This window comes from Variovorax sp. V213, from assembly GCF_041154455.1.
Taxonomy (GTDB): Bacteria; Pseudomonadota; Gammaproteobacteria; order Burkholderiales; family Burkholderiaceae_C; genus Variovorax.
In genome coordinates, this window is the sequence record NZ_AP028664.1 from 4,473,773 (window position 1) to 4,494,647 (window position 20,875).

Genomic DNA, 20,875 nt, shown 5'->3' on the forward strand with positions numbered 1-20,875 from the left:
CAAGCTGGCCATGTCACTTTCGCCATCGTCCGACTCGCGTTCCATTCGCGCCGCGCGCCACGCCCGCGCCGCTCTCAGCCGTGCCTCGCGCCGCGCCGTCGTGGCCGCCGCCGTGGCCCTGGGCGCCACCTTCCTGATGGGCAACCACGCCTTTGCAGCGCCCGCCGTGGGCCAGCAGGCGCCCGACTTCGTTGCCGTGGACACCAGCGGCGCCAAGCACAAGCTCTCCGACTTCGCCGGCAAGTTCGTGGTGCTCGAGTGGACCAACCCGGGCTGTCCCTTCGTGCGCAAGCACTACAACAGCGGCAACATGCCCGCCACGCAGAAGGCCGCCACGGCTCAGGGCGTGGTCTGGCTGTCGGTCAATTCCACCGAGCGAGCGGCCAGCGACTACCTGCAGCCCGCGGCGCTCGATGCCTGGATGAAGTCGCAGAAGGCGTCGCCCACCGCGGTGCTGATGGACGAAGACGGCGTGATCGGCCAGGCCTACGGCGCGCGCACCACGCCGCACATCTTCATCATCGATCCCAAGGGCATGCTGGTGTACGCTGGCGGCATCGACAGCATCGCGTCGGCCCGGCCCGACGACATCAAGGCCGCGACCAACTACGTGAACCAGGCGCTGGGCGAAGCCTTCGGAGGCAAACCGATCTCGGCGGCCTCGACGCGGCCCTACGGCTGCTCGGTCAAGTACAAGAGCTGAGGAAGAACAGCCGCGCAGTGACAGCTACCTGACTCGCACGGTCAGGCAGCGGTCGGGAACCCCGGCCTACCCTTGGCGCATTACATCGCCCAAGGGGACAACGAGATGAATCCTGCGCACTCCGACGCGCAACCGGGCACGGCCGCCCGCGCCTTTTCTTCAAGCACCGGCTCCTCCTCGAAATTGGCCACCGTCCTGCGCGTGACGGGCGGCAATTTCATGGAGATGTTCGACTTCTTCCTGTTCGGCTTCTACGCCACGCAGATTTCGAAGGCCTTCTTCCCGGCGGGCGACGAGTTCGCCTCGCTGATGCTGACTTTCATGACCTTCGGCGCGGGCTTCCTGATGCGGCCGCTGGGCGCGATTTTTCTCGGCGCGTATGTCGACCGCGTGGGGCGACGCAAGGGCCTGATCGCCACGCTCGCGCTGATGGCGCTCGGCACGCTGCTCATTGCCTGCGTGCCAGCCTACGCCACCATCGGCTTCGCGGCGCCGCTCCTGGTGCTCATCGGCCGGCTGCTGCAGGGCTTTTCGGCCGGCGTGGAACTGGGCGGCGTCTCGGTCTACCTGTCGGAGATGGCCACGCCGGGGCGCAAGGGCTTCTACGTGAGCTGGCAGTCGGCCAGCCAGCAGGTGGCGATCATCGTGGCGGCGGCATTGGGCTATTGGCTCAATGTGACCTTCACCTCGCAGGAGATCGGCGACTTCTACTGGCGCATTCCGTTCTTCGTCGGCTGCCTGATCGTGCCGGTGCTCTTCATCATCCGGCGCTCGTTGCAGGAGACCGAGGAGTTCATGGCACGCAAGCACCGGCCCGACGCACGCGAGATCTTCCAGTCGATGCTCGCCAACTGGGGCCTCGTGGTGGCGGGAATGATGCTGGTGTCGATGACCACCGTGTCGTTCTACCTGATCACGGTCTACACGCCCACCTTCGGCAAGTCGGTGCTGCACCTGAGCACGACCGATGCGCTGATCGTCACGCTGTGCGTGGCTGTCTCGAACTTCATCTGGCTGCCGGTGATGGGCGCGCTGTCCGACCGCGTCGGCCGCAAGCCGCTGCTGATTCTTTTCACGGTGCTGACCATCTTCACCGCGTACCCGTCACTCAAATGGCTGGTGGGCGCACCGAGCTTCGGGCGCATGCTCGAGGTCGAGCTGTGGCTGTCGTTCCTCTATGCCAGCTACAACGGCGCGATGGTGGTGGCGCTGACCGAGGTGATGCCGGTCAACGTGCGCACCGCCGGCTTCTCGCTGGCCTACAGCCTCGCGACGGCGCTGTTCGGCGGGTTCACGCCGGCCATTGCCACCGGCCTGATCGAGATGACCGGCGACAAGGGCGCGCCGGGCTTGTGGATGACGGCGGCCGCTGCCTGCGGGCTCTTCGCCACGCTGATGCTCTACCGGCGCAACGTGAGCCCGGCCGATTCGCGGCGCGTGCCGGTGGTCTGAGTTTTTTCCGGCCTGCCGCAGGGCCGTCACAGGGTCCAGGTGCGGGCCCCTGCGACAATCGGGCCATGCCTTTCGCCCCATTGCAAAACGACACTTTCCTGCGGGCCTGCTGGCGCCAGGCCACAGACCACACGCCCGTCTGGCTCATGCGCCAGGCCGGGCGCTACCTGCCCGAGTACGTGGCCACCCGCGCCAAGGCCGGCAGCTTCATGGGGCTGGCGACCAACGTCGACTACGCGACCGAAGTCACGCTGCAGCCGCTCGCGCGTTATCCGCTCGATGCGGCCATCCTGTTTTCCGACATCCTCACCGTGCCCGACGCCATGGGCCTGGGCCTGTCGTTCGAGGCCGGCGAAGGCCCGCGCTTCGCGCGCCCGGTGCAGGGCGAAGCGGCCGTTGCGGCGCTCGAAGTGCCCGACATGGCCAAGCTGCGCTATGTGTTCGACGCCGTGGCGTCGATCCGCAAGGCGCTCGATGGCCGGGTGCCGCTGATCGGCTTCTCGGGCAGCCCCTGGACGCTGGCCTGCTACATGGTGGAAGGGGCGGGCTCGAGCGACTACCGGCTCGTGAAGAGCATGCTCTATAGCCGCCCCGACCTGATGCATCGCCTGCTCGCAGTGAATGCCGATTCGGTGGCCACCTATCTCAATGCGCAGATCGACGCCGGCGCGCAGGCCGTGATGGTGTTCGACAGCTGGGGCGGCGTGCTGGCCGACGGCGCGTTCCAGGAATTCAGCTTCGCCTACACGGCGCGCGTGCTGGCCGGCCTGAAGCGTAACGGCGCCGACGGACAACCTGTGCCGCGCATCGTGTTCACCAAGGGCGGTGGCCTGTGGCTCGAAGCCATGCGTGCGCTCGACTGCGAAGTGCTCGGCGTCGACTGGACCGTGAACCTCGCGGCCGCGCGCCGGCTGGTGGGCGAAGGCGACAAGGCCAAGGCCCTGCAAGGCAACATCGATCCCAACGTGCTGTTCGCGCCGCCCGCGCAGATCGAAGCCGAGGTGGCCAAGGTGCTGAACGCTTTCGGCAAGCCGCATACCGATGCCAGCGTGCCCGGACCGACCCACATCTTCAACCTGGGCCATGGCATCAGCCAGTTCACGCCGCCGGACCACGTGGCAGCGCTGGTGCAGGCGGTGCATGCTCAATCGCGTGCCCTTCGCCGCTGAGAGCTGTCAGCCGGGGGGGGGCTGGGCGCGATCGCCAAAAATCAAATTCGGGCCGTTGTCAAGCGCAAAAACGGTGTAGGAGGCCCGACTTATGCACAAAACACGTGCTGCACTGCGCAAGATTATCTTAGGGACACCCCTCTTGGCTCTCGAACCAATGGCACTCCTAAGTTGTTGATTTATATAGGATTCGAACTTTGCTTTTTTTGAGGGCAACCCAGTCAGGCGCTTGATTTACAAGGCTTGGCGGCGTGTCGAGCCCTGTTGTCAACAAAGTTATCCACAGAAACTCTGGATGGTTGCCAAAGCGCTGAAAAATCAACGACTTAAGTGATTTTGCTCAAAGTCGCATTAACAACCTTTGCCAACAAGGACACCCATTTTCCCCACCGCCCCAGCCCCCGAAACGGACGCAGCGACGCCGGCGAGCCCGCCCGCCGCGATGGCTTGGCGGCTCGACATCGCAGTGCAGACGCCGGCGCATGCCGCTCTGGGCGACCTGCTGAGCTACGCCGGCGCGGCGCCTCTCGCCCCCGGCACGCTGGTGCGGGTGCCGCTGGGCCGGCGCGAGGTGCTGGGTGTGGTCTGGAACCAGGCAAGCTCGCTGGACGGCGCCGAGCCCGACATGGCGCTCAAGCCCGTCGGCGCGGCTCTCGATGCGCTGGCCCCACTCGGCGACGCCTGGCGCGACCTGGTTGCCTTTGCCGCGCGCTACTACCAGCGCTCGATCGGCGAAATCGCCTTGGCGGCCCTGCCGCCGCAACTGCGCGACCTGACGACGACCCAACTGGGGCGCCGCCTCAAACGCAAGGCGACGACCGGCCCCGTGGCGGCCACCGACGAAGCCGCCAACCTGATCGCGCTGAGCCCGGAGCAGACGGCCGCCCTGGCCCGCATCGAGGCCGAGACGGGCACCTTCCTGCTGGTCGGCAGCACCGGCAGCGGCAAGACCGAGGTCTACCTGCGCTGCGTGGCCGACCTGCTCGCTCGCGATGCCGGCGCGCAGGCGCTGGTGATGGTGCCCGAGATCAACCTGACGCCGCAGCTCGAAGCACGCTTCAAGGCGCGTTTCGGCGACGAGGCGGTGGTGTCGCTGCACAGCGGCATGACCAACCCCCAGCGGCTCGCGAGCTGGCTCGCGGCGCACAGCGGCGCCGCGCGCATCGTGCTGGGCACGCGCATGGCGGTGTTCGCGTCGATCCCGGGGCTGAAGCTCATCGTGGTCGATGAGGAGCACGACCCGAGCTACAAGCAGCAGGAAGGTGCACGCTATTCGGCGCGCGACCTTGCCGTGTGGCGCGGCCAGCGCGAGGGCGCAAAAGTCATCCTGGGCTCGGCCACGCCCTCGCTCGAAAGCTGGCACCAGAGCCGACCCGCCGAGGGCGAAGACCCGGGCGGGCGCTACGTGCGGCTGGCCATGCCGTCGCGCATCGGCGCGGGCGAACTGCCCGCGGTGCGGCTCGTGGACATGAACCTGCAGCCACCCAAGACCGTGCTCTCGGGCGCGCTGCTCGACGCCATCGGCCAGCGCATTGCGCGCGGCGAGCAGAGCATGGTGTTCCTGAACCGCCGCGGCTATGCGCCGGTGCTGGCCTGCGCCGATTGCGGCTGGAAGAGCGAGTGCCCGCATTGCAGCGCCTACCGCGTGTTCCACAAGATCGACCGCACGCTGCGCTGCCACCACTGCGGCTTTACCGAGCGCGTGCCGCGCGCCTGCCCGTCCTGCGGCAACCCCGACATCGCACCCGTCGGCCGCGGCACCGAGCGGCTCGAAGAGCATCTGGCCGAACTGTTCGCGGCGGTGAAGCGGCCGGACGGCAGTGCGGTGCGCATCGCGCGCATCGACGCCGACAGCACCAAGAAGCAGGGCGCGCTCGAATCGCAGCTTGCAGCCGTGCATTCGGGCGAGGTCGACGTGCTGGTCGGCACGCAGATGATCGCCAAGGGGCATGACTTCCGCCGCATCACCCTGGTGGCGGCGGTGAACCCCGACGGCGCGCTGTTCTCCAGCGACTTTCGCGCGCCCGAGCGGCTGTTCAGCCTGCTGATGCAATCGGCCGGCCGCGCCGGCCGTGATGCGGCGTACCTGGCGGCCCAGGGCGCGACGGCCGAGATGTGGATCCAGACGCACCATGCGCAGCACCCGCTTTTTGCCGCGCTGCGCAGGCACGACTACACCGCTTTCGCCCGCCAACAGCTGGAGGAGCGGGCCGCGGCCGGCATGCCGCCCTTCGCATTCCAGGCCCTGTTGCGGGCCGACGCGCGCACGCAGGAGGCCGCCCAGGCTTTCCTGAATGCCGCGAGCGCGGCCGCCGATGCGCTCGAAGGTGCCGACCGCGTGGTGCGCTACCCCGCGGTGCCGCTTGCCATCCAGCGCGTGGCCAATGTGGAAAGAGCGCAGATGCTGATCGAAAGCGCTTCGCGTGCGGCGCTGCAGCGCCTGCTGGCCGGTTGGCAGCCGCTCTTGCATGCGTTGCGGCGCACGCCCGAAGGCAAGGGCGTGATCCGCTGGCTTGTCGACGTCGATCCGCACAGCATCTGAGCCGTGCGCGCCGCGCGGTCAGTGCAGGCCTGCGGGCTCCTTGCCCACGTCGACATAGCGCAGTTCGGTGCTGCGGCGCCGCGCAACGCTGCCGGGCCAGGCGAACACCACGAGGCTGAGGGCGCCCAGGGCCAGCGAAGTGCCGGTGCCCAGCTCGCCGGCGTGCCAGAACCAGCTCACGCCAGCAACCCATGCCAGCCACAACAGGACACGAACAAGTATTGTCATCGTGCTACCCATTCATACTTTGATTTGCAAACACTCTAGCAGGCTCAATGAAAACACAAGTATTCATCTGAAGTAATAACGGTAATACCAGTAGGTATGTCTTACGGCCAGTCGCAAAGCGGGAAATATTCTGAAAAAGAAGTTGACTGGGCCCTCGCCCGCTGCGCAAGCTGTCGCTGTGCGAGGCCCATTCCGGTTTCCGCGCATCAAGCAAGCACGCTGGTTTGCAGGGGTTGTCGTGAAACTGCCTTTATCTCTCGGTTCGGCTCTTTTGTTCGCCTGCCTCGCAGCCTCGGCGGCCGAACTTGAACTGCAGGGCAGCCGGCTGGTGGTGTCGGGCATGCTCGACGGCAGCGCCGTCAAGACCTTTACCCAGTACCTTGCCAAGGGCACCGTGCGCACGGTGGTGTTCGAGGATTCGTTCGGCGGCACCGCCGAAGCGGCCGGCGCCTATGCGGACGCCATCCGCTCGAGCGGGGTGGACACCGAGGTCCGCGGCCAGTGCATGGCCGCATGCGCCTACGCCTTCTGGCCGGCAAGGCGCATCGCTTCGGCTACGGCTTCCAGGTGAACGGCGTGCTGCTGCCGGTGGCAACCAGGCCCTCGGCGGCCGAACTGGCCTCGCGCTGGCGCGGCGACGAAGCCCACAAGACGCTGGCGGAATTCACGCCCATTGCGGCGGCCGCCCCCGCCAAGGAGGTAGAGGCCAGCACCGGGCCGGCCAAGGACAACTGGCAGCCCGACCATGGCGTGCTCTTCACGGCCAGCCCCACGCTCTTCGGGCACATCTACAACGCGTTCTATTGCGACGGCAGCCAGGGCCGCGATTTCTCCAAATGCGAGCTCCTGTCGGATGCCGACCCGTACAAGCTCGGCGTGCTGACACCGTGAGGCCTGGCGCCGTGGCCCGCCGGTTCAGCGCAGCAGCCCCACCGCCAGCGGAAAACTGAAGAAGGTCGCCACTGTCGTCCACAGGATGATGCGCGCGATGCGGCCGTTGTCGGCCCCAAAGCGCTCGGCCAGCATCGACACGTTGCTGGCGCTCGGCAGTGCGGCTACCAGCACGATCACCATCAGCGCCTGCGACGAGAGCGGCAGACCGAGCGCGATGGAGCCCCGCCCCAGCGCCCAGACCAGCAAGGGATGCGCGAGCAGCTTGACCAGCACCACCGGCAGCACGTCGGCCAGCGGCGCCTTGGGCGGAACGGCCGACCGGGTGCCCATGGCCGCCGCCACCGCCGCGCTGGCTCCGTGCTCCCGCGCGAGCAAGGCCGACCGCGCCAGCACCGCGCCGATGGTGAAGAGCGCCACCGGCGAAGCCGCATCGGCCAGCATGGCGATGGTGCGCTCCACCGGCCCCGGCAGGCGCCAGCGCGCGGCCGACAGCAGCACGCCCAGCAGAATCGACCACGGCATCGGATTGACCAGCACGCCGCGCAGCGCCTGGCGCGCCGCCTGCCGCGGGCCATGCAGCGCCGCGCCGCCGCCGACTCCGTCGAGGCGCGACAGCGCAATGCACAGCGACGAGGTCACGACCAGGTCGAAGGCGATAGTAATGATCATCGGCCCCGCGGCCTGCGCGCCCAGCAGCGCCACCAGCAGCGGCACGCCCATGAAGCCGGTGTTCGGAAAGGCCGCCACCAGCGCACCGAAGGCGCCGTCGTTCCAGCCGATGCGCGCGTTGCGGGTGAAGACGACCACGCCCGCCACCACGGCCAGTGCGCTCAGGCCCCAGACCAGCGCGACGCCACCGTCGAGCAGCTGCCCGATCGGCGTGCCGGCGCCAAATCGCAACAACATGCAAGGCAGCGCGAAGTACAGAACGAAGGTGTTGAGGCCTGGAATCGCATCGAGCGGCAGGACGCGGGCGCGCGCGGCACCATAGCCGGCAGCGATCAGCGCGAAGAAGGGAAAAGTTACGAGAAATACAGCGAACACGGCCTCATTGTCGTTGCGTCTCGCATCGTGAACTCTGGCGGCCTCTCCGGAAACATGCGCCCCGTATCATTGCGCGCTTTGCGCCTGCCGTTCCCCAGCGGGCCTTCCGTTCCCACTCCCCATGTCCTCCGGTCTCAATCTCGCGCAACAAGAAGCGGTCAATTACCTGCACGGGCCCTGCCTCGTGCTGGCGGGCGCGGGTTCGGGCAAGACGCGCGTCATCACGCACAAGATCGGCAGGCTCATCCAGGCCGGGCTCGAGCCCAAGCGCATCGCGGCCATCACCTTCACCAACAAGGCCGCCAGCGAAATGCGCGAACGTGCCAAGGGGCTGATCGGGCGCGACGCGAAGCATGTGGTGATCTGCACCTTTCACGCGCTAGGCGTGCGCATGATGCGCGAAGACGGCGCCGTGCTGGGCTTGAAACCGGCCTTCAGCATCCTCGACAGCGACGACGTCACCAAGATCCTGAAGGACGCCGGTGGCACGACCGACACGGCCACCGCGCGCATCTGGCAGTGGACCATCAGCAAGTGGAAGAACATGGGCCTCAACGCCGCACAGGCCGAAGCGGCCGCGGCGGACGACAACGAGCGCATCACCGCGCGCATCATGGCGCGCTACGAAGAGCGGCTCACGGCCTACCAGAGCGTCGACTTCGATGACCTCATCGGCATGCCGCTGAAGCTGCTGCGGGATTTCGACGAGGTGCGCGCCAAGTGGCAGGCCGCGCTGGGCCACATCCTGGTGGACGAATACCAGGACACCAATGCCACCCAATACGAAGTGCTGAAGGCGCTGGCCGGCGAGCGCGGGCGCATCACCGCGGTGGGCGACGACGACCAGTCGATCTACGGCTGGCGCGGCGCCACGCTGGACAACCTGCGCAAGCTGCCGGTCGACTACCCGAACCTGAAGGTCATCAAGCTCGAGCAGAACTACCGTTCGACCAGCGCGATCCTTCGTGCGGCCAACAACGTGATCGGACCCAACCCCAAGCTGTTTCCGAAGACGCTGTTCTCCGAACTCGGCGAAGGCGAGCCGGTGCGCATCGTCGATGCCGATTCCGAGGCGCACGAGGCCGAGCGCGCGGTGGCGCGCATCGTCAGCCTGCGCGCGGGCGATGCCACCACCCAGGGCAAGCAGTACAAGGAGTTCCGGGACTTCGCCATTCTCTACCGCGCCAACCATCAGGCGCGCGTGTTCGAACAGGCACTGCGCAAGGCGCAGATTCCCTACAAGGTCTCGGGCGGCCAGAGCTTCTTCGACCGCGCAGAAATCAAGGACCTGTGCGGCTGGTTCCGCCTGTGGGTCAACAACGACGACGACCCCGCGTTCCTGCGCGCCATCACCACGCCCAAGCGCGGCATCGGCCACACCACGCTCGCGAGCCTCGGCACCTTTGCCAGCCAGTACAAGCTGAGCCTGTTCGAGGCGCTGTTCAGCCCGTCGCTGCCGAGCGTCATGCCCAAGCGCACGCTCGAGGGCATCCACGAGTTCGGCCGCTACATCAACGACCTGGAATACCGCGCGCGCCGCACCATGGGCGCCGAAGACTCCCGCACCTTCATGCTCGACTGGCTGAAGGAGATCGACTACGAGAAGCACCTGTACGACGGCGAGGACAGCGAGCAGGCCGCGGCCGCGCGCTGGACCAACGTGCTGGAGTTCGTCGACTGGATGTCGCAGCGCGCTGGCGGCGGCCTCGACGATGCCTCCGGCGCCGACGACAACATCGAAGGCGAGCGCAAGAGCCTGCTCGAAGTGGCGCAGACCATCTCGCTGCTCTCGACCATCAGCGAGCGCGAGCAGGACCAGAACGTGGTCACGCTTTCCACGCTGCATGCCTCCAAGGGCCTCGAATGGCCGCACGTGATGCTGATTGGCGTGACCGAGGGCCTGCTGCCCTTCAAGCTCGAGGACGACAACGGCCGCCAGCTGAAGGTGAGCGACGAGACGCTGCAGCGGCTGCAGGAAGAGCGCCGCCTCATGTACGTGGGCATCACGCGGGCGCAGCGCAGCCTGGCGGTGAGCTGGACCAAGAAGCGCAAGCAGGGCCGCGAAATGGTGCCTTGCGTGCCGAGCCGCTTCATCGCCGAAATGGGCCTGGACAAGACCACCACTCGCGAAGACCCGCGCGAAAAACTCAAGGCGCTGCGCGCCGAGTTCGCGCGCAAGGCCCAGGACAGCGCGGCCGCCGCCGCAGCAGCAGCCGCCTCCTCATCATGAAGGCACCGATCGCTCTTCTTCTGGTGGCGGCGCTCTGTACGGCATGCGCCGGCCCCGCGGGCCGGAACACGGCAGAGGCGGGATGCCCGGCCACCGCGCAAGACCTGCCCATCGAGGCGCTCTACGGCGACTGGCAGGCGCGCTTCGACGACCTGCCCGATGCGGCCCTGGTACGGCTCGGCAAGCACCCCGAGTACGCGGGTGTGCGCGGCACCATCACGCGCACGGCAGCCGCCCCCTCGGCGCGCACCTCCGTGGCCCAGCTCGCGGGCGACATCGACGACGAGGGCGAACTCGCCATCGACGAATCGCTCGACGGCCGGAGCATCAGCGGCGTGTGGTCGGGCTCGCTGCAGCCGGACTCGTGCGGCCGCGAGTTCAAGGGCACATGGCGCAATGCCGCCGACGACAGCACACATCGCTTCACTCTGAAGAAGACGGAACGGACCGCAGAAAAATGAACGCCATCCATCTACGCACCACGCTGGCCGCAGGCCTGCTGCTGGCTCCCGGCCTCTTTGCGGCGCCGGCGCACGCACAGGCGGTCGACAGGCCGCGCAGCCCGCTGGCCGATGCCCAACTGACCTGGCAGCAATGCGCCGCGCTGGGCAACAACAACGAAGCGCGCCTGGCCTGCTTCGACCGCTGGACCCAGCAGCAGACGCTGCCTTCGGTCTCGGTGCCGGTGGCGCCGCCGGTGCTCGCGAGCACCCAGCCGGTACCGCCGGTGGACGCCTCGATTCCGGCCACGCGCGTGATCTCGGTCGCCACCAGCGAAGGCTGCCGCGACCGGCAGTACTCGATCCTGTCGCGCTTCTGGGAGCTCGAGAACGGCACCGACTGCGGCACCTTCGTGTTCCGCGGCTACCGGCCGCTGAACGTGTCGGCTTCGGCCGCCACCAGCAAGCCCGAGACGCCCACGTCCCCGGCCGAAGGCCACACGGCGACGCCCGTGGCCTACCAGGCCAACGAAATGCGCATCGGCCTCTCGGTGCGGACCAAGATCGCGCAAGGCCTGCTGACGCAGAACGAGCCGGCCAAGAAGGATTCGCTGTGGTTCGCGTACTCGCAGCAGTCGACCTGGCAGCTGTTCAACGGCTCGGTCTCGCGGCCGTTCCGCACCACCGACCACGAGCCCGAGCTGATGTATGTCTATCCGCTCGACTTCAACCTGCCCGGCGGCTGGCGCTGGCGCTACGCGGGCGTGGGCCTGGTGCACCAGTCGAACGGCCAGAGCCTGCCGCTGTCGCGCAGCTGGAACCGCGTGTACCTGATGGGCGGCGCCGAACTCGACGACCGCTTCAGCATCACCGGACGCGTCTGGCAGCGGCTGTCGGAAGAGGCGGCGAAGGACGACAACCCCGACATCTCGAACTACATCGGCCGCGCCGAAATCACGGGCCGCTGGAACTTCAACCGCGACAACACCCTGGGCATCACGGTGCGCAACAACCTGCGCGACAGCGGCCGCGGCTCGGTCCGGCTCGAATGGCTCAAGGCCATCGGCGACTCGACCGCAAGCAACCTGCGCTTCCACACGCAGCTTTTCCACGGCTACGGCGACACGCTGGTCGACTACAACCGCAAGCGCACGGTGCTCAGCATCGGCCTGAGCCTGGTCGATTTCTAGCCCGCCTCGACAGGTGGCGGCGTGTTACGCCGCCTTCGACCGAGGCGGCGGCGGCTCCAGCAGGCGTTCGAGCAATGCCGAGAGCTTGTCGACGTCGACCGGCTTCGTCAGGTGGGCCCGAAAGCCGGCTTCGAGGCTGTTTTCCCGGTCGCTGGCCTGGCCGTAGCCGGTCACGGCGATCAGCGGCGGCGGGTTGATCATCTCCGCCCGCAAGCGCCTGGCAACCTCATGGCCGCTCAGGTCCGGCAGGCCGATGTCCAGCAGCACGACGTCCGGGTCTTGCGCCTTGACGGCCTCGATAGCGGCCAGCCCTCCATGCGCAACGCTGGACTTGTAGCCAAGCGCCTCCAGCAGCAGCGCCATGGTCTCGGCCGCATCCGTGTTGTCGTCCACCACCAGCACGCGCTGCTCTCCCAAGGGCCGGGGTTGCGCCTCGATCGTGGCAATCGGCGCCTGGACGGCGGGGAACTGCACCACGAACTCGCTGCCCTCGCCCGTTCTTCCGGTGCTGAAGGCGCTCACTCGCCCTCCATGCAGCGTCGTCAGCTGCTGCACGAGGCTGAGCCCCAGGCCCAGCCCGCCCTGGGACCTTGCCATGTTCTGCTCGCCCTGCACGAACAGGTCGAAAATGCGGTGCAGGTCCTTGGGCTGGATGCCGGGCCCGTCGTCGCGCACGCTGATGTCGACATCGGTGCCGATCCGCGAGAGAGACACATGGATGTTGCCGCCGTCCTGCGTGAATTTGGCCGCGTTGTGGATCAGGTTGCTCACGATCTGGATGACCCGCGCGTTGTCTCCGGCAATCCACGGATCCGCGTCCCGCATCTCCAGGTGCAGGGCCTGCGATTTGCTTTCGATCAGCGGGCGCGCTGCCTCGATAGCCTGGGCAATGGCGTCGCGCAGGCGCACCGGCTTGTTTTCGAGGTGAATCTTGCCGCTCGTGATGCGGCCCACGTCGAGGAGGTCGTCGACCAGCCTCGTCATCTGCCTGAGCTGCCGGCCGATGATGTCGCGGGTGTGCGCAACCACCGCTGAATCCGTCTTTTCGCGCTTGAGGAGCTCGAGCGCATTCGAGATCGGCGCCAGCGGATTGCGCAGTTCATGCCCGAGCATGGCAAGAAAGTTCGTCACGCGGCGCCCCTCGTCCTCGAGCGCAGTGACGCGGCGCCGCTCCGTCAGGTCGCGCGTGACCTTGGCGAACCCGCGGTGCTTGCCGGTGGCGTCGTGCAGCGCGGTGATCACCACGCTGGCCCAGAACCGGCTGCCGTCCTTGCGGATGCGCCAGCCTTCGTCCTCGAACCGCCCGTCCCGAAGCGCGTAGCGCAATTCCTGTTCCGGCCAGCCGCTGGCGGCCAGCTCGGCCGGGTAGAACTTGGAAAAGTGCTGCCCGATGATCTCCGACGCCTCGTAGCCCTTGTTCTTCTGCGCGCCGAGATTCCAGCTCACGACGTGGCCGCCGGGATCGAGCATGAAGATCGCGTAGTCCTTCACCCCTTCGACCAGGAGCCGGAACCGCTCCTCGCTCATTCGCAGCATCTCGTCCTGGCGGCGCCGCTCGCTCAGATCCCGGGTGATCACGGAGTAGCCGCGGATCTCGCCGCCCGGACCGGTCATCGGGGTGACGACGACGCTGGCCCAGAACCGCGTGCCGTCCTTGCGCAGGCGCCAGCCCTCTTCTTCCAGATGGCCTGCCTCACGCGCTATTGCCAGCGCCTGGTCCGGCAGGTTCTGGTCGAGCAGCTCGCTCGGATAGAGCAGCGAGAAGTGGCGCCCGAGCACTTCCGGGGGCTCGTAACCGTTGAGCTTTCTCGCTCCGTCGTTCCAGCTGATGAGGATGCCGCCGGGATCCAGAACGGTGATGGCGTAGTCGGTGACTGTCTCGACCAGCAGCCGGTAGTCGGCGTCGGTCAGAGTGCGTTGGTTGAGTGGTGCACCCCCACCGCCGTGTTCTGCCATTGCTCTTGTCCTTCCAGTGGCCGCGCATCGTCTGCAACTGCATGCGGCTCCCCGCTTCAGCGGCAGATGCCGAACTCCCGAATTCCTTCGCCCGAACATCCCCGAGGCGGCGTAGCCCTGACGCCTGGTACGCCCGGCCGTGAAAGTACCGCCGCCGATTTTGGGCAGCAGCAGGTACCTGCCGCGTAGGACAAGGCCGAGATTGCGAGCGGTGCCGGCCCGACGGGCGCCGCGGCCTCAGGCGCTGTAAGGCTCCGGCCGCGGCCACGAGGCGTCGGCCCTGGGCGCGGCCATCATGAAGCGGTTCTTGCCCTCCTTCTTGGCCGCGTACAGCGCCGTATCGGCGCGCACGAATAAGGAAGCAAAGTCCTCGTCCTCTTCCGACAGCGCGACGCCGATGCTGGTCGTCGCGTACAGGATGCGGCCGGGCAGGTTGAAAGGCGGCCGCATGGCGGCCAGCACCTTGCCCGCGACCACCTGCGCTTCGGCGGCGCCGGCCACCCCTTCGAGGAGGATCACGAATTCGTCGCCGGCATAGCGTGCCGCCATGTCGGTGTCGCGCACGCTGTGCCGGAGCCGGCGGCCGAACTCCTTCAGCACCGCATCGCCCGCCGCATGGCCCAGCGAATCGTTGATGGTCTTGAAATAGTCGATGTCCAGGAACAGCAGGCACACCGGCAGCCCGCTCCGCCGCGACCTGGCCATGGCGTCGCGCACATGCTCTTCGAACGACCGGCGGTTGGGCAGGCCCGTGAGGGCATCTTCGCGCGCAAGAACGTCCAGCTGCAGCTGCTTTTGCTTCAGGTCGCTGACGTCGTTCGCCAGCACGTACAAGCCGACGACCTCCCCCTGCGCATTCTTCTGGGGCAGATAGGTTGTCTGCAGGGTCCGCTCGCCGATCAGCAGCTTGGCCGTCTGCTCGAAAGACACCACCTCGCCCGCGAAGGCGCGCGCCAGCAAAGGCTTGCGCATTTCGTAGTGCGCGTCGCCGATGATCTCCCGGATGGGCCGGTTCATCATCGAAGCCGGCGATATGCCGAGCCAGGTCTCGTATCGGCCGTTGCAGAAGACCACCCGCTCCTCGCGGTCCAGTTCGGTCAGGAGCGCCGGCACGTTGTCGGTCAGGCCCCGCAGGCGACGCTCGCTTTCGGCGCTTCGCATCTCGGCCTGCTTGCGCTCGGTGATGTCGAAGGTCATGCCATAGAAGCCGCGCACGGTGCCGTCGGTGTTGCGGTCGGGGACGTAGTGCGACTGGTACCACCGTTGCCCGATGCCGCGCGCGGGATCGCCCTTTTTCTCGAAGGTGACCGCTTCTCCCGCAAGCACGCGGCGGACATAGGGCTCGACCGCCTTGAAATCCTCGGGGCCGCGCACGTCGGGCAGCAGCTTTCCCACCAGCTCGATGTCGTCGAACAAGGCCCGCAGATGCTCGTTCACGAAGGTGAAGCGCAGCGACGCATCCACGTGCGACACCAGCGCCGGCAGGTTGTCGGTGATGGTGCGCACGCGTGCCTCGCCAGCCGCCCGCTCGCGCTCGGCCACCTTCTGGCGCGTGATGTCGAAGGTCATCACGTAAAAGCCGGCCAGCACGCCGCCGTCGCGAAAGTCAGGCGCGAGATGGCACTCGAAGAAACCTTCCTTGCCATTGCGGTCGTAGGTGCCTTCCACGCGCGTCGGCGTTCCTGCGAGCACCTTGGCAATGTGCGGAACGAGCTGCTGGTAGACCGTATCGGGCAGCGACTCCTGAATGGTCATGCGCCCGATGTCGGCCCGCGTCCTGCCGCGCATGCCGAGCCCCGCCTTGTTGGCGAACAGGCAGCGCTGCTCGCTGTCGAAGTAGGCGACCACCGCCGGCAGGTTGTCGGTCACGTCGCGCAGGAATCTTTCGCTCGACAGCACCCGCTCCTGGGCTGCCTGGCGCTCCTGCATCAGCGAATCGAAGGTGCGCGACAGGTCGCCGACCTCGTCCCTGGGAGGCTCCCCCTTCATGGGCTCATAGACCGCGGCCGCGCGCGAGACCTGCATGTGCTCGCGCAGCCGGGACAAGGGCGCGAGCTGCGACCGCGCGGTCGCGAAGGCGATGGTGCCGGCCGCGAGCGTCAGCAGCAGCACGCCCGCCCATGCGAAGCGCTCGATCTGATCGATCCGGGCAAAGGCTTCGTCGCGCGGATACATCGCTCCCAGCACCCAGTTGGTCTGGTGGATCGGCTTGAAGGCGTAGAGCCCGCGCACGCCCTTGCGGTTCACGGCTTCTATCGTGCCCTCGTGGCCGGCAATGGCGCGCTCCGCGGCCGCATTGCTCCTGCCATCGGCGTTCACGTGCTGGAGCAGCCTGGACTTGTCGGGATGATCGACGACGATGCCATCCGTGTTGGTGATGAACATGTACCCCGTCTTGCCGAATTTCACGTTGGCAAGTTCACCGAGGAAGTTCTGCTCGTTGAGGTTGATCGAGGCGGAGATGACATAGGCCACGTTGCCCTGCCGGTCCAGCACCGGTTCGGTCATGGCGATCTGCGCCAGGCCGTTGAGTCGATTGCGGTAGGGCGCGGAGATCACGCCTGCCTTGGCTGCCATCGTGCGCTGGAAGTACTCGCGGTCCTTGATGTTGACCCGGCCGATCTGGTGCGCGCCGTTCAGGTTTGCGACCAGCTTGCCGTCGGTGTCCACGAAGGCGACGTTGTCGAAGGCTTCTTTCAGCGACTTGTGCTGCATGACGAGGTCCTGCAGCCCCTCGGGATTGGTGAAGTCGTGGCTCTCGACGCTGTCGCCGAAGGTCTTGAGCAAGGTGCGACGGCTCAGGAACTTCTGGTCCACCGCGTCGGCAATGGCCGATATGCGTTCGAGCTGCTCGTCGGCAATGGCGGCCTGCATGTTGCGCTTGACGAAGTAAAGCGCAGCGGTGGTCACTCCGAAGGTTGTCAGGAAAACGATCGCAACCACGCCCGCGGACAGGCGGGCACGCAGGCTGAAACGCGACTGGCTGGAGCGTGAGAGGCTGAGAGGAAGGCGCATCGTGTGAACTCGCTCAGCGCGGCATGCGTTCAGTCGGCCATCGCAAGGTCCAGCTGCGCTTCGAATTGTTCGATCGGCACCGGCCTGCTGAACAGGTAGCCCTGGCACAGCATGGCCCCGTGCGCCTGGAGAAACTCGAACTGCTGCTGCGTTTCGACGCCCTCCGCCACGATCTGGAGGTCCAGGTTGCGGGCCATCCCGATGATGGCCTGGATGATCAGTTCGACCTTCGGGTCGACCCCGATGTTCTGCACGAAGAACTTGTCGACCTTGATCTGGTTCAACGGCAGTTGCGTCATGTAGGAGAGCGACGAATACCCGGTGCCGAAGTCGTCCATGGAGAAGTGGATTCCCATGGCCGCGAGCAGCTGCATCTTTCCGATCGTTTCGGTCACCTTGTCCTGCAGCAGGCTTTCCGTGAGCTCCAGCTTCAGCTTCGTGGGGTCGGCGCCGGTTTTTCGAATCGCCTCGCAGACCCGCTCGGCGAAGTCGTCGGTGCGGAACTGGCGCGCGCTGACATTGACCGCCAGTTGCAGGTGCCGGCGCCTCGGATCGTGGCTCCAGCGCTCCAGTTGCGCGCATGCGGTCTCGAGCACCCACATGCCGATCGGCACGATCAGCCCGGTTTCCTCGGCCAGCTCGATGAAGCCGCCGGGCTGCACCAATCCCTTCACCGGATGGTGCCAGCGAATGAGCACCTCGGCGCCCACGATGTGGCCTTCCGACGTGACCTGGCTTTGGTAGTGCAGGACGAACTGCCCGCCCTCCAGCGCCGCGTGCAATTCGCTCTCCAGCGTTGCGCGGGCCGTGATGGCCGTCTGCATGGCGGCTTCGAAGAACCGCAGCGCGTCGCCACCCGCCGACTTGGCGTAGTACATGGCGATGTCCGCCTGCTTCAGCAGGTCTTCCAGCGATTGATGCGTGGCGTTGAAGACCACCGCACCGATGCTGCATGTGCTGTGGTATTGGTGGTTCTCGAGCTGGAACGACTGGTTCAGCCCCGTGAGAATGGCCTCGCCGCTGGCGTTGGTCTGCATCGCGGCAACGGCCGGGTCTTCGCTGAGGTTTTCGAGCAGCACCACGAATTCGTCGCCGCCGAGCCGCGCAACGGTGCTGCCTTCGCCCAGGCAGCCCTGAAGCCGGACGGCAACCTGCTTCAGCAATTCATCGCCAATGGCGTGCCCGAGTGCATCGTTGAGCGTCTTGAAGTCGTCCAGGTCGAGAAACAGCAATGCCCCGTGCCGCGACCGCCGGATGTTGGAGTCGATGCTGGCTTGCAGCCGATGGAGCAGCAGCCGGCGATTGGGCAGGCCCGTCAGGATGTCGTAGAAGGCGAGGTGCTCGATCTCGCGCGCCGCCAGCTTGCTGTCCGTGATGTTGCGCAGGATGACGATGAACCGTGCGTCGATGCCTTCGCCGATCAGCTTGCGCGAAACGGAGATCTCGAACCAGAGCGCGCCTTTGGGCCCTCTGCTTTCGAATTGCCTGCCGGACGAGAATCCGAACTCGAAAGCATCGCGCAGCGCCACCATCACTTCGGCGGCGGCATTGGCCGGCAGCAGTTCGGACATCAGCTTGCCGACCGGCTCTCGCACCTTGATGGAGGACCTCGGGCGGCGTGGAGAATGGAAGCGATAGCACCGGCCATCGATCCCGGCTTCGAGCAGCACGTCGGGCAGTGCGTCCAAAGTGGCCTGCAACTGCGCCTTGCCTTCGAGGATGTCCGCGAGATGGCGTCTCTTCTCGGTGACGTCGCGGTAAACGCACACCAGCCCGCCGTCCGGCGTGGGACTTTTCACCGCAAGAATCACCTGGCCATTCGGCAAGACGAGTTCCTGCTCGTTTTGTGCCTGCAGGTGGCGCACGTTCTGGTCGTCGATCTCCTGGAACGTCGCCCGCGGTGAAAGCAATGTCTCGGTCCAGGGAAAATAGTCCACGAAGCGGCGGTTCCACGTGAGGATGCGGCCATCGGGGTCAAGCAGCACGAAGCCGTCCGCCATGGATTCGAGGGCCTGGTCCAGCGTGGCCTTGGAGCGAAGCAGGTCGGCCCGGGCGCTCCATTGCCGGCGCAGCTGCAGATGGGCGAAGTAGCTGACGGCAAGAATCATCAGCGTGAAGGCCAGCGCCGTACCCAGGATCAGATCGCGCTCCCTGCGCCAATCCTCCAGCGCAAAAGTGAGCGGGATGCCCGCGACGATCAGCAGGTTCCGTTGCAGCGTGGGGCGAGCCACGACGATGGCGGGAGTGCCGCTGAGCCGCGCAAGCATCCGCCGCGGACGCCCGTCGCTGATCTGATCCGTCACCGCGGGGCTGATGGACCGGCCGGCAAGGTCGTCGCGCGGCGGCATGCTGGCCAGCAGCGGCCCCGCTTCGCGCTCCAGCGTGACCTCGAGCCCCTTGATGCTCGCGCCCTGCGCCAGAATGGTGGTGAGCATCGACACCTGCACTTCGGCAACAGCCACCAGCCGGCTGCCATCGGCGAGCCGGAGCACGCGCCCAAAGTACAGCACCTGCTGCGATGTCGCCAGGCTGACCGAAGGCGCGCTGATCGCCAGCAGGGAACCCGGCCGGCTCAGGAGCTCTTTCAGGAATCCGTCGGGCAGCTGTACCGCCAGCCCGGCTCCCCGGCGGTCGGAAGACCCGACGACCGCACCGTCCGGCTTCAGGAACGCAAGGTACCGCACCAGCAGGCTCTGGCGCACGATGGTCTCGACCAGTTGCGCGGTCTCGGGTTGCGCGATGTCCGCCGCCACGTTGGCTTCGGTGGATTTGCGCAGGAACTGCCCCATGCCCGCGAGCAGCATGTCCACGGCCAGAAGGCTTCGGTTGAGTGCGGCTTCCGACGCGCCAACGAACCGCTTGGCCTCGCTCTCGCTTTCGGCAATCGCCTTCTGGTAGGTCTGCCACATCGTCAGGGCGGCAATCGACAGAACGGCGCCGAGAAACAGCGCCGCAACCCCATAGACGAAGGCGGTGATGCGGCGGGGCAGCGGCTTGTTCACTGTCCGACGGGTGCCTTGATGCCCACCACGGGGCCCGCGGTCTGGTTCCAGACCTCCGCGCACACCGCCCCGCACCGCTGCACCCATCGCGTCAATACGCTCGTGGCGAAGATGTCGCGCCTGCGGCGCTCGTCATCCGCCGAAGGACGTGCCTCCACCATGGCGCCCTTGGTGCCCTTCACGCATGTCGATGCACCCGTGTTGCATGCAATCCCGTTGCCGGTGTCGCGCTCCGATTCGGCCCATACCGCCGACTCGAGCTTGGGAAGTTCGCTTTTCAGCAGGAGCTTCAGGTCCGGTGGAAGCGCGTTCCATGCATCGGTGTTGGCGCCGAACACGGCGATGCCCCAGCTGATGGGCATTGTGTAGAGAGAGCTGGTGATCTTGTGCAGGCCCAGCGTGTTGCCGGACATGGCCCCGGTGATTGCGCATTCGGTGTTTTCCGAGCTCATGTTGGCCATGAGTTCGGAAAATTCGGTGAACACCGGGATCCCCTTCAGCGCTCGGACGAAGTCGGCTTGGGTGCTGCCTGATACGCGAATGCGCCGCCCCGCCATGTCCGAGAGCTGCTTCACAGGCTGCTTGCAGAAGATCACCTGGGCCGGATAGACGTACACCGCAAGAACCTCGACGCCATGGCGTTCACGCAGCGTCTTTTCCAGATAAGGCCGAAAGGCGGCAATCACCCGCCGCAGCGTCGGCATGTCGGGGTTCAGCCCCGCGATGTCAGGGGTACCCAGTTCAGGGTACTCATTGCTGACCTGAGTCAGCAGCGCGGTACCGAACGGAATGACGCCCAGCCGCATGAGGTTGAGCATTTCCGGGCCGGGGACGCCGGCCTGGTTGAACGGAACAATGCTCGCGCTGTATTTGCCGCCGCTCAATCGCGCCAGATCCTTGCTCCAGAAGGGCTCCTCCTGAAGCGTGTACTGGCTCACACTGGCCAGGCCGCCCACGATCCGCAATCTTTGCGCGGGCGCGGCCTGCTGGGCTTCGCTGTTTGGCGCTGC

Annotated in this window: 15 protein-coding genes; 9 read left to right on the forward strand and 6 right to left on the reverse strand. The window is 66.6% G+C overall.

Annotated elements, in window-relative coordinates; genetic code table 11:
* Positions 1-10 precede the first annotated feature (10 nt).
* The 4 genes from ACAM55_RS21230 to ACAM55_RS21245 all read left to right on the forward strand — a co-directional run bounded on the left by ACAM55_RS21230 (position 11) and on the right by ACAM55_RS21245 (position 5,866).
* Entirely contained in the window at positions 11-703 is a 693-nt protein-coding gene (locus ACAM55_RS21230; protein ID WP_369653428.1) for a thioredoxin family protein, read from the forward strand.
* Between the two features lie 105 nt (positions 704-808).
* Positions 809-2,155 carry an MFS transporter gene (locus tag ACAM55_RS21235; RefSeq protein ID WP_369653429.1) on the forward strand — a complete coding sequence of 449 codons (1,347 nt, stop codon included), beginning with the start codon at positions 809-811 and terminating at the stop codon, positions 2,153-2,155.
* Positions 2,156-2,220: 65 nt separating this feature from the next.
* The gene (gene hemE / locus ACAM55_RS21240) at positions 2,221-3,324 is read left to right on the forward strand and encodes a uroporphyrinogen decarboxylase (RefSeq protein ID WP_369653430.1); all 1,104 of its coding nucleotides are present in this window, start codon (positions 2,221-2,223) and stop codon (positions 3,322-3,324) included.
* A gap of 442 nt (positions 3,325-3,766) precedes the next feature.
* The gene (locus ACAM55_RS21245; protein WP_369653431.1) at positions 3,767-5,866 is read left to right on the forward strand and encodes a primosomal protein N'; all 2,100 of its coding nucleotides are present in this window, start codon (positions 3,767-3,769) and stop codon (positions 5,864-5,866) included.
* 18 nt (positions 5,867-5,884) lie between these two features.
* Here the strand turns inward: ACAM55_RS21245 and ACAM55_RS21250 are convergent, their stop codons facing one another.
* On the reverse strand, positions 5,885-6,094 hold the full coding sequence (locus ACAM55_RS21250; protein ID WP_369653432.1) for a hypothetical protein: 210 nt from the start codon (positions 6,092-6,094) through the stop codon (positions 5,885-5,887).
* A gap of 238 nt (positions 6,095-6,332) precedes the next feature.
* Here ACAM55_RS21250 and ACAM55_RS21255 point away from each other — a divergent pair, with 238 nt between their 5' ends.
* Entirely contained in the window at positions 6,333-6,665 is a 333-nt protein-coding gene (locus ACAM55_RS21255; protein WP_369653433.1) for a hypothetical protein, read from the forward strand.
* Entirely contained in the window at positions 6,608-6,985 is a 378-nt protein-coding gene (locus ACAM55_RS21260; protein ID WP_369653434.1) for a hypothetical protein, read from the forward strand. Before ACAM55_RS21255 ends, ACAM55_RS21260 begins: the two co-directional genes overlap by 58 nt.
* Positions 6,986-7,009: 24 nt before the next feature.
* On the opposite strand, the gene ACAM55_RS21265 is transcribed toward ACAM55_RS21260, so the two are convergent.
* Positions 7,010-8,032 (reverse strand): AEC family transporter, encoded by a 1,023-nt coding sequence (locus ACAM55_RS21265; protein WP_369653435.1) that lies wholly within the window; start codon positions 8,030-8,032, stop codon positions 7,010-7,012.
* Between the two features lie 121 nt (positions 8,033-8,153).
* On the opposite strand from ACAM55_RS21265, the gene ACAM55_RS21270 reads away from it, so the two are divergent.
* The 3 genes from ACAM55_RS21270 to ACAM55_RS21280 are packed head-to-tail and all read left to right on the forward strand — an operon-like array spanning position 8,154 to position 11,892.
* Entirely contained in the window at positions 8,154-10,262 is a 2,109-nt protein-coding gene (locus tag ACAM55_RS21270; protein WP_369653436.1) for an ATP-dependent helicase, read from the forward strand.
* On the forward strand, positions 10,259-10,723 hold the full coding sequence (locus tag ACAM55_RS21275; protein WP_369653437.1) for a hypothetical protein: 465 nt from the start codon (positions 10,259-10,261) through the stop codon (positions 10,721-10,723). The genes ACAM55_RS21270 and ACAM55_RS21275 overlap by 4 nt, the downstream gene beginning before the upstream one ends.
* The gene (locus ACAM55_RS21280) at positions 10,720-11,892 is read left to right on the forward strand and encodes a phospholipase A (protein WP_369653438.1); all 1,173 of its coding nucleotides are present in this window, start codon (positions 10,720-10,722) and stop codon (positions 11,890-11,892) included. Before ACAM55_RS21275 ends, ACAM55_RS21280 begins: the two co-directional genes overlap by 4 nt.
* 24 nt (positions 11,893-11,916) lie before the next feature.
* Here the strand turns inward: ACAM55_RS21280 and ACAM55_RS21285 are convergent, their stop codons facing one another.
* The 4 genes from ACAM55_RS21285 to ACAM55_RS21300 form a co-directional block, all read right to left on the reverse strand.
* On the reverse strand, positions 11,917-13,848 hold the full coding sequence (locus ACAM55_RS21285) for a PAS domain S-box protein (protein ID WP_369653439.1): 1,932 nt from the start codon (positions 13,846-13,848) through the stop codon (positions 11,917-11,919).
* Positions 13,849-14,085: 237 nt separating this feature from the next.
* A complete protein-coding gene (locus tag ACAM55_RS21290; protein ID WP_369653440.1) occupies positions 14,086-16,863 on the reverse strand; it encodes a PAS domain-containing protein in 2,778 nt (925 codons plus the stop codon).
* A 29-nt stretch (positions 16,864-16,892) separates the two neighbouring features.
* On the reverse strand, positions 16,893-19,865 hold the full coding sequence (locus tag ACAM55_RS21295) for an EAL domain-containing protein (protein ID WP_369653441.1): 2,973 nt from the start codon (positions 19,863-19,865) through the stop codon (positions 16,893-16,895).
* Complete coding sequence (locus ACAM55_RS21300; protein ID WP_369653442.1) at positions 19,862-20,821, reverse strand: TRAP transporter substrate-binding protein; 960 nt, start codon at positions 20,819-20,821, stop codon at positions 19,862-19,864. Before ACAM55_RS21300 ends, ACAM55_RS21295 begins: the two co-directional genes overlap by 4 nt.
* Between the last annotated feature and the right edge of the window lie 54 nt (positions 20,822-20,875).

Bases quoted from the DNA above. Each gene is read 5' to 3' on its own strand.
- ACAM55_RS21270 (WP_369653436.1), top strand. From the start codon at position 8,154: ATGTCCTCCGGTCTCAATCTCGCGCAACAAGAAGCGGTCAATTACCTG.
- ACAM55_RS21245 (WP_369653431.1), top strand. From the start codon at position 3,767: ATGGCTTGGCGGCTCGACATCGCAGTGCAGACGCCGGCGCATGCCGCT.
- ACAM55_RS21250 (WP_369653432.1), bottom strand. From the start codon at position 6,094: ATGACAATACTTGTTCGTGTCCTGTTGTGGCTGGCATGGGTTGCTGGC.
- hemE (WP_369653430.1), top strand. From the start codon at position 2,221: ATGCCTTTCGCCCCATTGCAAAACGACACTTTCCTGCGGGCCTGCTGG.
- ACAM55_RS21290 (WP_369653440.1), bottom strand. From the start codon at position 16,863: ATGCGCCTTCCTCTCAGCCTCTCACGCTCCAGCCAGTCGCGTTTCAGC.
- ACAM55_RS21235 (WP_369653429.1), top strand. From the start codon at position 809: ATGAATCCTGCGCACTCCGACGCGCAACCGGGCACGGCCGCCCGCGCC.
- ACAM55_RS21275 (WP_369653437.1), top strand. From the start codon at position 10,259: ATGAAGGCACCGATCGCTCTTCTTCTGGTGGCGGCGCTCTGTACGGCA.
- ACAM55_RS21280 (WP_369653438.1), top strand. From the start codon at position 10,720: ATGAACGCCATCCATCTACGCACCACGCTGGCCGCAGGCCTGCTGCTG.
- ACAM55_RS21230 (WP_369653428.1), top strand. From the start codon at position 11: ATGTCACTTTCGCCATCGTCCGACTCGCGTTCCATTCGCGCCGCGCGC.
- ACAM55_RS21260 (WP_369653434.1), top strand. From the start codon at position 6,608: ATGCGCCTACGCCTTCTGGCCGGCAAGGCGCATCGCTTCGGCTACGGC.
- ACAM55_RS21285 (WP_369653439.1), bottom strand. From the start codon at position 13,848: ATGGCAGAACACGGCGGTGGGGGTGCACCACTCAACCAACGCACTCTG.